The following is a 10704-nucleotide window of genomic DNA, read 5'->3' as shown; positions in this document are numbered from 1 at the left end:
CCCAGTTTTGCCTACAGCGAAACTTCGGCGAGGGTGCGCGGCGGGCCTAACCGGTGAACGGCGGCACGAACACACAGGGCACCGGCGCCTGGCGGGCCGGATCGAGGGCATTGAGGACGTGACCGGCCGCGCGGGGGCTGCCTGCGATGGCCAGGTGCTCGGAGTAGTCCTGGGCGCAACCGTCCTGGACGACGATCGAGGTGGTGTTCGGCCCCGGCACCAGCCCCGAGGTGTGGGGCACGACCAGCTCGTCGATCGCGGAGACGATGTTGGTGTAGGTGACCGCCGGGCTGTACACACCGTCGGCGTTGAGCGCGGTCAGGAAGGGCGAGCCGGCGAACATCTGCCCGCAGGCCTGACACAGCGAGGTCGCGACCGCGTCGAAGGCCGGTCCAGCCCCGAGCGCCCGGCTGAAGTGGGCGATGTCGGCGGCGCCGAGCGCGTTGGTGCCCAGCCACGGCGGGGCGATCGCGACCAGTTTGCCGACCTTGTCCGCGCCGCCCGCCCGCTTGATGTAGTAGTTGCCGACGATGTTGCCCTGCGAATGGGCGACGAGGTCGACCTCGGCGGCGCCGGTGCTCGCCAGCACCCCGTCGACGAAGGCCGCCACCTCGGCCGCGCTCTGCTCGATGGGACGCATCCCGCCGACCGCCGAGACCGGCCACGGCAGGCCGTAGGCGCCGTAGGTGAGCGAGAACACGCAGTAGCCCTCATTGGCCAGCAGCGGGGCGTACACACCCCAGTTCGTCTGTGCCCCACCGCCGGTGCCGTGCAGCAGCACCACCGGATTGGGATGCTCGGCCGACGGGACGCAGCCCGGATCGTTCGCCCCGGGCAGCGATCCGCCGGGGGTGATGAGCTCCGGTGCGATCCCGGCGAAGAAGTTGTAGTCGACCGGATACTCGGCGGCCGCGGTGCCCGCACTGCCGAGGGCCAGCAGCGCGGCGGCGGCCAGTACCAGCAACGATCTCGAACTACGTCGCATGAAACGACTCCTCACTAGAACGTGTTCCATGCATAATGGAACACGTTCCAGTGGTCGCGTGGCGCTATCGGAAGATCGCCGTCAGTACCGGTACGGCGCCTGGCCGTACCCGCCGACCGTCGGCGCGGCCGCCACCTGCGAAACCGGCTGTCCGGCAACCACACCGGTGGCCTCGGCACTCGACTTGCCCTGCTGCACACCGGCAACGAACAGCGCGCCGCACAGCACCAGGAACGCCGCCGTGTGCAACACCGCGCGCAGGATGTTCCACCGCACCCAGTCGGCCTCGTAATCCGCACGCACAGCGGCGGTGTCGGCGATCGCCGCCGGATCGCCCACCGCGTCCAGCGCCTCGTTGAGCGGCACGTTCAGCGCGATCGTCACTCCGAAGGCGATCACGTTGAGCGCCAAGGCGATTCCGAGCCAGATCAGCGTCGAGCGGTGCCCCGACCCGAGGTGCAGCACCGCGGCCAGCGCCGTGAATCCGACCGTGCCGAGAAAGCCGATCATGAACCAGGGGTTGATGATCACGATGTTGACCTTCTGCATGACATCGATCAGCGTGCGATCACCGGTGCGCGCCAACGCGGGCATCACCGAGATCGCATACGCGTAGAACACACCCGCGATCAGCCCCGTGCTGACCACTGCCGCGACAATGGCGGCCAACCGAACTGCGAACATGGGAAGTCTCCTGACTCGTGTCCCGGAACCTCGTTCCCCGTGTTCCGGCGTTACGACAAGTCAACCGCCCCGCGTCCCCCGCCGACATGGCTCAGACGCTCGCCGACCTACGCGATCGGCTCACAGATCGTGATCGGAGATCATCCCGCTCTGCATCGCCAGCGCCGCCAGCCGCGTGCGCTTCTGATTCTGCGGCAGATTCTCCACCCCGAACTTCGCGAACAGCGCCCGCAGATGCGTCTTGATCGCATCGATCGACAGGAACAGCTCCTCGGCGATCTGCTGATTCGACGCGGGCGTGGCGAACCCCGTCCCGTGCTTGTACGGCCGGCACAGCGCGATCAGCACCGCCCGCTGGGTCTCGGTGAGCGAGCGCATCGTCGGAATCGTCGTCCCCGACGCCGTATGCGTCGCGTCGTCCACCACGCCACCGAAATCGAAGAAGTGCACCAGCGTGGTCCCCACCCGAATCCGGTCCCCCGGACTCAACCGCCGCCGACCGACCAACCGTTCCCCGTTGACGAACGTCCCGTTCCGCGACAGCCCGTCATCGACGATCGTCCAGTGCGCGCCCAGGTACTCGACCGCCGCGTGCAGGCGGGAGACCTCCGCGTCCCAGCCGAGCACCAGGTCGGCCTGCACATTGCGCCCGATGGTGAACCGCTGCCGCTCCGGCTCCAGCGACAACTCGTGCTGACGCCCGGTGTCATCGGTGTACCGAAGAAACGACCCGACAAACGCAGTCACTGTGCCGCCTCTCCGCGATTCTGGCCGGACTCAGGTGCGTCGGCCGTGGCGTTGGCGGCTGGCGGGATGTGTGGGGCGAGTTGGCCCGTGCCCGGTGAGTTACCCATGTGCGCCCGAAATCGGGTCGGGACACCCGACAGCACTGAGTCGAAACACCGTAAGCACGTCAGTCAGTCTAACGCCCCGCCCCTCGGCTCCTGGGCCAACCAACACGCGTTGGCTCCAGCCCACACCCCGACCCCCAAGACACCAAAAAGCCACCCCGCGCCCGCGAACTCCCCACCCGAGCTCACGAATCACGTGATGGCAAACAATATTTCAAGATCCCGACCCGACCCGACCCCGCCCTCCCCGACCCTGAGGAGGGGACGGCCGACGCAGTCGGCCGGTTCGCGGCCGTCCCGACGATCAGGCGCCGTTGCGTACGCGACGAAGGAGCAAGCAACGGTGCCTGATCGTCGGGACGGCCGCGAACACGCGGCGCCCGCGCCGCCAATATCTCAGCCCTTGCCGACCTCTTTGTTGTAAGCCTCGGTGATGTCGGCCGAGATACGCCCACGCGCAGACACCTTGTGCCCCTTGCGGCGGGCCCATTCACGAATTGCGGCGCTCTGTTCGCGGTCCATGGAAACGCGGCTCTTGCCCTGCGGCGCGGGCGCACCGGCTGCCTTCACCCGGCGACGGCCACTCACGCGGCGCGCGTTGGCGACCCACTCGTCCAGGCCTTCGCGCAGGCGCGCCGCATTTGCCTCCGACAGGTCGATCTCGTACGACACCCCATCGATAGCGAACTCGATGGTCTCGTCCGCGATGGACTCACCGTCGACATCGTCGATCAGGCTAACGGTGACCTTCTTTGCCATGAGATGAGCGTCCTCTCGAAATCGTCAAGCCTGCCTCCAGGCCGAATACCCGAGGCAAGAATACCCCGAATTACGAAATTTCCAACACGGGGCCTTCGCCCCGCAAATTCACTGGTCAGCGACTAGTCGGCCGCACAATGGGGAACAGGATCGTTTCCCGGATTCCCAAACCAGTGAGTGCCATCAACAAGCGATCGATTCCCATACCGGTTCCGGTGGTCGGCGGCATACCGTGTTCCATCGCGGCAAGGAAGTCTTCGTCGAGCACCATCGCCTCATCGTCGCCCGCGGCGGCCAGCCTCGCCTGATCGACGAACCGTTCCCGCTGGATCACCGGGTCGACCAACTCCGAATAGCCCGTGGCCAACTCGAAGCCGCGAACATAGAGGTCCCACTTCTCGGTGACGCCGGACTTGCTGCGATGCTGACGGGTCAGCGGTGAAGTCTCGACCGGGAAGTCGCGGACGAAAGTCGGCGCGTACAGCTTGTCGCCATACGCGTGTTCCCACAGTTCTTCGACCAGTTTGCCGTGACCGTAGCCCTTGCCCGCCGGAATTTCCAGACCGACCTGTTCGGCGAGTGCCAGCAATTCCTCGACAGTGGTTTCCGGAGTGACCTCCACACCGATCGACTCCGACAGCGAGGGATACATCTCGACGGTCGTCCACTCGCCACCGAGATCATATTCGGTGCCGTCGGCGAGGGTCACACGCAGGGTGCCGAATGCCTCCTGCGCGACTTCCTGGATCAATTCCCGGGTCATCGTCGCGGAGTCGTCATACGTGCCGTACGCCTCGTAGGTTTCCAGCATCGCGAACTCGGGAGAATGGGTCGAGTCGGCGCCTTCGTTGCGGAAGTTCCGGTTGATCTCGAAGACCTTCTCCAGGCCGCCGACCACGCAGCGCTTGAGGAACAGTTCCGGCGCGATACGCAGGAACAACTCCATGTCGAGGGCATTGGAGTTGGTGACGAACGGGCGCGCGGCGGCACCACCGTGGATGGTCTGCAGCATCGGGGTCTCGACCTCGAGGAAACCGCGGCGCTCGAGCGCGGTGCGCAGCGCGCGGACCACGTTCACGCGGGTACGGGCCATTTCCCTGGCCTCGGGACGCACGATCAGGTCCACATAGCGCTGCCGGACCCGCGACTCCTCGTTCATCTCCTTGTGCGCCACCGGCAGCGGCCGCAGCGCCTTGGCCGCCATCGACCAGGAATCGGCCATGACGCTCAATTCACCGGTGCGCGAGGAGATGACCTCGCCGTGCACGAAGACGAAGTCGCCGAGGTCGACATCGGCCTTCCAGGCGGCCAGCGCGTCGGCGCCGACACCGTTGAGGCTGATCATCGCCTGCAGCTTGGTGCCGTCGCCCTCCTGCAGGGTGGCGAAACACAGCTTGCCGGTATTGCGGACGAAAATGACGCGCCCGGCGACACCGGCCTGCAGGCCGGTCTGGGTGTCGGGTTCCAGATCCGGGTAGGCGGCCCGAATTTCGGCCAGCGTGTGGGTGCGCGGCACCACCACCGGATAGGCCTCCCCGCCGCCCGAGAGCAGCCTTTCCCGCTTCTCTCGGCGAATCCGTACCTGCTCGGGGACATCACTGTCCACAGCGGAACTGACGGCGCGGCCGGGCTCGGCGGGGTTAGGGGTGCTCACATCCGATAACAGTAGCGGGCGCCGGAAATTGATTTGCGCGCCGCCCGCCCTCGACAGCCGCCGAAACCGGCGCCGCCGGCGATCAATCCACGCCGCGGTGAAAGCTGCGTCACACAGCAGTACGCCCGGATCATGCTTCGATCCGGGCGTACCTGCGGAAAAACGTTGGGAGAAGGCGTCGTTCAGAGCGAGGCCAGGGCATCTAACTCGCGCGCGAAGTGCGGGACGCCGACACCGACGGTCAACAGGCCCGCCGACTTCAACGCCTGGTATCCGCCGATCAGATCGGTGGCCCGGTGCAAACCGAGCTGCTGCAGCGAAGCCGCGGCCAAACTCGAGGTGTATCCCTCCGAGCAGAAGATGATCCATTCCACGTCGTGATCGGCGGCCAGCGACAAACGCGCCGAGGAGGTCGGATCGAGCCGCCATTCCAGGACATTGCGTTCGATCACGAGCGCGCCGGGCAACGATCCTTCGCGCACCCGCTGGGCGGCGGGCCGGATGTCGACCAGAATCGCGCCCCTGGCCAATGCGGCGGGCACGTCGTAGACGTAGAGCCTGCGTAGCTGGGCGCGGGCGTTGTCGAGCATCTGATCAATCGTCAAACGACTCATCACAGGTCACCTTCGGGCTGGTCGGTGAGGACGGTTTTGGTTCGCCGCAGGGTGCCGTGACCGGTCACCTCGTAATACGACATCGCCGACAAGGGCGGGGAATAGGCGTGCACGCTCAGCGTGGGATCCAGCGGACCGACCGATTCGGCGGCGGCGGGCGCGCGCACGACATCGTGCACCCAGCCGATCGGGAACGACGCCTGATCACCGGCGGCGAGGGTTCGCCTGCGCAACTCCGTGCCATTCCAGCGGAATTCCGAGAGCGCGCCGCTGAGCACGGTGAGCGCGCCGAGGGAACCGGCGTGATCGTGTAATTCGGTGGATTTTCCCGGGGTCCAGCTGATCAGCCAGACGTCGACCTCGTCGTCATGTGACAGTCGTGTCGCCCAGCGTTCGTCGGCGGGCCAGATGCCGTCGGCGGGGAGCAGGTGATCGAAGCGACCGGCCAGGACGTCTTCGGCGCCCTCGTCGGTGAGTCGCAGCAGGTCGGCGGGCCGCAGCCGGGTCGGCAACGCCGAAGCCACCGCCCGGTCGAGCGGGGGTGTCGCGGAGTAGTCGTCACGCGCGGAGGAAAGGGAAAGAACAGAGGAACGCATGAGCGCATCTCCAGGAGGTGAGATCGGTCGAGGGAAACGTCAGCCTCGAACGGTCGAGGCAGGTCAGCCTCGACAACACTCCTGGGTGCTCACACGGAAATACACAAGCGTGAGTTTAGCAGGCCGCTCAGCTCGAGCGAAAATGACGCGCACCACAGATGTCACTTCTTGTTGCGCTCGTAGACGTGCCGCAGGCCGGTCAGGGTCAGGTGCGGCTCGTGCTGGTCGATGGTCTCCGATTCCGGGACGATCAGCGGCGCGCCCGCACCGGTGGCCACCACGGTGACATCGGTACCGGCGAAGGCGTCGAACTCGTCGCGGATGCGGTCGACCAGGCCGTCGACCAGACCGGCGAAACCGAACACGGCGCCGGACTGGATGCATTCCATGCTGTTCTTGCCGAGCACCGAACGCGGCCGGGCCAGCTCGACGCGGCGCAGCGCGCTGCGCTCGACCAGCGCCTCGGTGGAGACCTCGACGCCGGGTGCGATCACACCACCGAGGAACTCGCCCTTGGCCGAGATCAGGTCGACGCAGGTCGCGGTGCCGAAATCGACCACGATCGCCGGACCGCCGAAGCGGCGGAACGCGGCGAGGCAGTTGACGATGCGGTCGGCACCGACCTCCTTGGGATTGTCGACCAGCAGCGGAATGCCGGTCCGCACCCCCGGCTCGACCAGCACGTGCGGCACGTGATCCCAGTACCGCGCGAGCATGATGCGCAGTTCCCGCAGCACCGGCGGCACCGTCGACAGCGCCGAGACACCGACCACCTGGTCGAGCTCCGCGCCGACCAGGCCGCGCACCTGCATGGCGAACTCGTCGGCGGTGATCAGCGGGTTGGTGTGGATCCGCCACTGCCGCACCAGCTTCGCGTGCTCACCGCTGCCGGTGAACAGGCCCAGCTCGATGCCGGTGTTGCGGACGTCGATCGTCAGCAGCATCTCGTCCCCCCGCCGCGCTCAGGCGAACGACAGCGAGCGCGGGGAGGTGAGGCCGGAGCCCTCGGGCGCGTGCGCCGGATCGGCACCGAGCTCCACCGGGCGATTGCGCTCGTCGACGAAGACCACCTTGGGCGCGTAGTCGCGCAGTTCGGCCTCGTCGAGCTGGCCGTAGGCGATCAGGATGACCAGGTCACCGGGGTGCACGAGATGGGCGGCGGCGCCGTTGATCCCGATCACGCCCGAGCCGCGCTCGCCCGCGATCACGTAGGTCTCGAGGCGGGCGCCGTTGTCGATGTCGACGATGCAGACCTGCTCGCCCTCGAGCAGATCGGCGGCGTCGAGCAGATCCTGGTCGACGGTCACCGAGCCCACATAGTGCAGGTCGGCGTGGGTCACCGTGGCGCGGTGGATCTTCGACTTCATCATGGTGCGCAACATCAGCGTCGCCTTTCTTACTGCGCCTGCGAGGCAGGCAGGGAGTTCGCGTCGGGATGCCCGTCGATCTGGGCGCCGAGGACGAGGGGAGCGTTGTCGATCAGGCGGGTCTGGCCGACCCTGGCCGCGACCAGGAGCCGGGCATTGCCCGCGGTGGGGGCGGGGCCGAGGTTGGCATCGCGCAGTTCGAGGTATTCCAGGTCGACGCCGTCGACGGTGTCGAGCACGCCGCGCGCCGCCGCGACGACCGCCTCCGGGCCGAGGCCGGCCGCGTGCCTGCCCGCGGCCAGCGCCGCCGAGAGGGCGAGCGCCGATTCGCGTTCGGACGCGTCGAGGTAGCGGTTGCGCGAGGACAGCGCGAGGCCGTCGGGCTCGCGGACCGTGGGGTAGGCGACGATCTTCACGTCGAAGTTCAGGTCGCGCACCAGCTGCCGGATCAGGGTGAGCTGCTGGTAATCCTTCTCCCCGAAGTACGCCTCGGAAGCGTGGGTGATCTGCAGCAGCTTCGCCACGACGGTCAGCATCCCGGCGAAATGCGTCGGGCGGGTGCCGCCGTCGAGATCGGCACCGAGCGGGCCGGGCAGCACGGTGGTGCGCGGGCCGTCGGGGTACATGTCGGACACGCTCGGGGCGAACACCAGCTCGACGCCCTCGGTGCGCAGCAGTTCCAGATCGGCGTCGAGGGTGCGCGGGTAGGCGTCGAGGTCCTCGTTGGGGCCGAACTGCAGCGGGTTGACGAAGATCGACACGAGCACGAGCTGATTGGTGCGCTTGGCCTGGCGGATCAGCTGCAGATGGCCCTCGTGCAGTGCGCCCATGGTCGGCACGAAACCGATCGTGCGGCCCGCGCCGCGCAGCGCCTTCGTCACCGTCGCGACGACCTCGGGGTCGTGGTGCACGGTGAGCGCGCCCGGCTTGTAGGCGCCGGTCGCCCTCGCCCCGCCCTGGTGGTGACGGACTTCTACGGGTTCCATCAGTGGCCTTCCTCGGCGAGTAGGTCCAGCAGGGCCGGATTGGTCTGGGCGAGTTCGGCGGTGCGCAATGACAGGGCGCGGTAGGCCGCGGCCAGGCGTTCGTCCACCGAATCGAGTGCGGACAGGTGCGCGGCCACCGCGTCGACGTCACCGCGGGCGACCGGGCCGGTCAGCGCGGACTTGCCGCGGCGCAGCGCGTTGTCGAGCGCGGCCGAGACCAGCGGGGCGAGCAGACGTTCCGGCAGGCCGCCGGGCTGGTCGTCGACCACCGGCTGACCGAGCAGGCCCGGGCCCGCCAGCGAGGCGCGCAGGGCGGTCACCGCGTCGACGATCAGGGTGACCAGGTGATTGCTGCCGTGGGCCAGCGCGGCGTGATAGAGCGTGCGGTGTTCCTCCGAGACCCGGACCGGCTCGCCGCCCATCTCGATCACCAGCGCCTGCGCGATGGCGTAGCCGACCTCGTCGGCCGCGGTGACGCCGAAACACGCGTTGCCGAGCCGGTCGATGTCCTCGTCGTGGCCGGTGAAGGTCATCGCGGGATGGATGGCCAGACCGAGCGCGCCCTGCTCGGTGAGCGGAGCCAGCACACCGACACCGTTCGCACCGGAGGTGTGCACGACGATCGTGCCGGGCCGAACCACCTGCGCGCTCGCCAGACCACGGACCAGCCCCGCCAGCTCGGCATCGGGCACCGCGAGCAGCAGCAGTTCACTGCGCTGGGCGATCTGCTCGATCGGCAGGATCTGCGATTCGGGCAGCCGGGACTGCGCGCGATGTACCGAGGCATCGGAGATCGCGGCGACACCGAAGACCACATGGCCCGCGCGCTCGAGCGCGACACCGAGCGCCGAACCCACCCGTCCCGCCGAGACGATTCCCACCGTCAGCCGTGCGGGCGCCGGGTCAACACCCACGTTCGCGCCATCGGAATTGACACTTCTAGAGGTCAACGTTGTCCTCTCGACTTTCGCGTTCCAGTCCTGCCGAGCAGGTACCAGACGTTACGAGTCGAGAGTAGCGGTCGACACACACGCCACGCCACGGGCCACCAGCGTGATCTACATCGCGGTGTCCGCTAACGCATTCCTGGTGCGCTCAGGAACGAGACTCCGATTGCAGGTTGGCCATGATGTCGGCCACGGACAGGCGCGGGGAGTCCTCGGATTCGGCGCGCCGGCGGCGGCGGGAGCTGGTGCCGACAGCGGGAGCGGGAGCGGGCTTCGCCGGTACGGGCTTGCCGGCGACAGGCTGCTCGGGTTCCGTCACGGCGTTCGCGGCGGGGGCGTTCGCGGGCACGGCGGGAGGGTTCCCAGCGGGCGCGGCAGGGGCATTCCCATCAGGCCCCGAGGGGGCGTTCTCAGCGGCAGGGGCGGCTGCGGCGGGTTCCGCCGGCGTACCGATCGGGTCGACCGGCAGGCCCTCGTCGCTCACCTGACGGGTGTGCGGAGCGGACAGGCGCGGCGGCGGAGTCTTCGACGTCTTCGCGGGTTCGGATTCCGGTGTGGGCTCGGGCTGCTGGGTCTCGGCGTATTCGTCGAGCTGGATGGCCGAGGTCTCCGCGGTGACCGGATCGTCGTACGGATCGGCGAAATTGGCCGAAACCGGTTGCATGAAGACAGGTTTCAGTGCGCTGGGCGGTTGCTGCCACGGACCGAACCAGGCGGCGGTGGCATCCTCGGGGCTATCGTCGAAATCGCGTTCCGGCTCGTCGAAGGCATCGAAGCCGCCGCTGGGCAGCGCGTCGATGCGGTAGGCGTCGGCCTGCAGCGCGGGCTGCTCGTCGGGCAGCGCGCCGTCGAACAGGACCTGCAGGTTCTGCCGGAGCAGGGTGAGTTCGGCGCGCAGGGCCGCGATCTCGGTGGCGTCGGCGCCGACCTCGGCGCGCACCCGCGCCTCCACACCCATCTCGTATTCGCGACGGGCGTTGATCTCGCGCTCGAGCTGCAACTCGTACACCGTCTGCAGATCGCGCACCTTCGCGTTGTCGACCGCGGCGTCCTTGCGGTAGCGAGTGGCCGCGAGCGCGCCGATCACCGCCGCCCACAGGGCCGCTACCAGGCCGATCCGCACGTATTGCAGGTTGTCGCTGAAGACGAGGAAAACGCTGGCTGTCAGGCCGAGCGCGATGATGAGGCCGACGAAGAGCTTTCCCGCGTCGTCCCGCCGTCGACGGGGCGTTGTGCTACGGGAGGGTGAAACCATGTGGGC

The 10704-nt window shown here is 67.9% G+C and carries 12 protein-coding genes; all 12 read right to left on the bottom strand.

Features of this window, described 5'->3' with window-relative positions:
• Positions 1–46 precede the first annotated feature (46 nt).
• The 12 genes from ACFVVM_RS23450 to ACFVVM_RS23395 all read right to left on the bottom strand — a co-directional run bounded on the left by ACFVVM_RS23450 (position 47) and on the right by ACFVVM_RS23395 (position 10698).
• Positions 47–985 (bottom strand): esterase/lipase family protein, encoded by a 939-nt coding sequence (locus tag ACFVVM_RS23450; protein ID WP_387621894.1) that lies wholly within the window; start codon positions 983–985, stop codon positions 47–49.
• Positions 986–1066: 81 nt separating this feature from the next.
• Positions 1067–1669 (bottom strand): DUF1772 domain-containing protein, encoded by a 603-nt coding sequence (locus ACFVVM_RS23445; RefSeq protein WP_387621891.1) that lies wholly within the window; start codon positions 1667–1669, stop codon positions 1067–1069.
• Between the two features lie 120 nt (positions 1670–1789).
• Complete coding sequence (locus tag ACFVVM_RS23440; protein ID WP_071925943.1) at positions 1790–2416, bottom strand: FHA domain-containing protein; 627 nt, start codon at positions 2414–2416, stop codon at positions 1790–1792.
• A 500-nt stretch (positions 2417–2916) separates the two neighbouring features.
• Positions 2917–3279, bottom strand: coding sequence for an Lsr2 family protein (locus ACFVVM_RS23435; RefSeq protein WP_302876424.1), 363 nt, complete (start codon positions 3277–3279; stop codon positions 2917–2919).
• 115 nt (positions 3280–3394) lie between these two features.
• Positions 3395–4933 carry a lysine--tRNA ligase gene (gene lysS, locus ACFVVM_RS23430; RefSeq protein WP_387621887.1) on the bottom strand — a complete coding sequence of 513 codons (1539 nt, stop codon included), beginning with the start codon at positions 4931–4933 and terminating at the stop codon, positions 3395–3397.
• A 182-nt stretch (positions 4934–5115) separates the two neighbouring features.
• The gene (locus ACFVVM_RS23425) at positions 5116–5538 is read right to left on the bottom strand and encodes a rhodanese-like domain-containing protein (RefSeq protein WP_387622364.1); all 423 of its coding nucleotides are present in this window, start codon (positions 5536–5538) and stop codon (positions 5116–5118) included.
• A gap of 8 nt (positions 5539–5546) precedes the next feature.
• On the bottom strand, positions 5547–6143 hold the full coding sequence (locus tag ACFVVM_RS23420; protein WP_387621885.1) for a cysteine dioxygenase: 597 nt from the start codon (positions 6141–6143) through the stop codon (positions 5547–5549).
• A 161-nt stretch (positions 6144–6304) separates the two neighbouring features.
• Positions 6305–7087, bottom strand: coding sequence for a type III pantothenate kinase (locus tag ACFVVM_RS23415; protein ID WP_387621883.1), 783 nt, complete (start codon positions 7085–7087; stop codon positions 6305–6307).
• Positions 7088–7105: 18 nt separating this feature from the next.
• Positions 7106–7525, bottom strand: a complete 420-nt coding sequence (gene panD / locus ACFVVM_RS23410) for an aspartate 1-decarboxylase (RefSeq protein ID WP_302876420.1) — start codon at positions 7523–7525, stop codon at positions 7106–7108.
• 14 nt (positions 7526–7539) lie between these two features.
• Positions 7540–8496: a pantoate--beta-alanine ligase gene (panC, locus tag ACFVVM_RS23405; RefSeq protein WP_387621880.1), complete on the bottom strand. Its 957-nt coding sequence runs from the start codon at positions 8494–8496 to the stop codon at positions 7540–7542.
• Complete coding sequence (locus ACFVVM_RS23400) at positions 8496–9410, bottom strand: Rossmann-like and DUF2520 domain-containing protein (protein WP_387621877.1); 915 nt, start codon at positions 9408–9410, stop codon at positions 8496–8498. Before ACFVVM_RS23400 ends, panC begins: the two co-directional genes overlap by 1 nt.
• A gap of 181 nt (positions 9411–9591) precedes the next feature.
• On the bottom strand, positions 9592–10698 hold the full coding sequence (locus ACFVVM_RS23395; RefSeq protein ID WP_387621874.1) for a DUF6779 domain-containing protein: 1107 nt from the start codon (positions 10696–10698) through the stop codon (positions 9592–9594).
• Positions 10699–10704 lie beyond the last annotated feature (6 nt).

This window comes from Nocardia sp. NPDC058176, from assembly GCF_042883805.1.
GTDB lineage: Bacteria > Actinomycetota > Actinomycetes > Mycobacteriales > Mycobacteriaceae > Nocardia.
Note: the sequence above shows the minus strand (reverse complement) of the source record. Positions and strands in the feature narration are given on the sequence as shown.

Excerpts from the sequence above, each read along its gene's own strand:
- ACFVVM_RS23395 (WP_387621874.1), bottom strand. The coding sequence starts at position 10,698 with ATGGTTTCACCCTCCCGTAGCACAACGCCCCGTCGACGGCGGGACGAC.
- ACFVVM_RS23415 (WP_387621883.1), bottom strand. The coding sequence starts at position 7,087 with ATGCTGCTGACGATCGACGTCCGCAACACCGGCATCGAGCTGGGCCTG.
- ACFVVM_RS23450 (WP_387621894.1), bottom strand. The coding sequence starts at position 985 with ATGCGACGTAGTTCGAGATCGTTGCTGGTACTGGCCGCCGCCGCGCTG.
- panC (WP_387621880.1), bottom strand. The coding sequence starts at position 8,496 with ATGGAACCCGTAGAAGTCCGTCACCACCAGGGCGGGGCGAGGGCGACC.
- ACFVVM_RS23435 (WP_302876424.1), bottom strand. The coding sequence starts at position 3,279 with ATGGCAAAGAAGGTCACCGTTAGCCTGATCGACGATGTCGACGGTGAG.
- ACFVVM_RS23420 (WP_387621885.1), bottom strand. The coding sequence starts at position 6,143 with ATGCGTTCCTCTGTTCTTTCCCTTTCCTCCGCGCGTGACGACTACTCC.
- ACFVVM_RS23445 (WP_387621891.1), bottom strand. The coding sequence starts at position 1,669 with ATGTTCGCAGTTCGGTTGGCCGCCATTGTCGCGGCAGTGGTCAGCACG.
- panD (WP_302876420.1), bottom strand. The coding sequence starts at position 7,525 with ATGTTGCGCACCATGATGAAGTCGAAGATCCACCGCGCCACGGTGACC.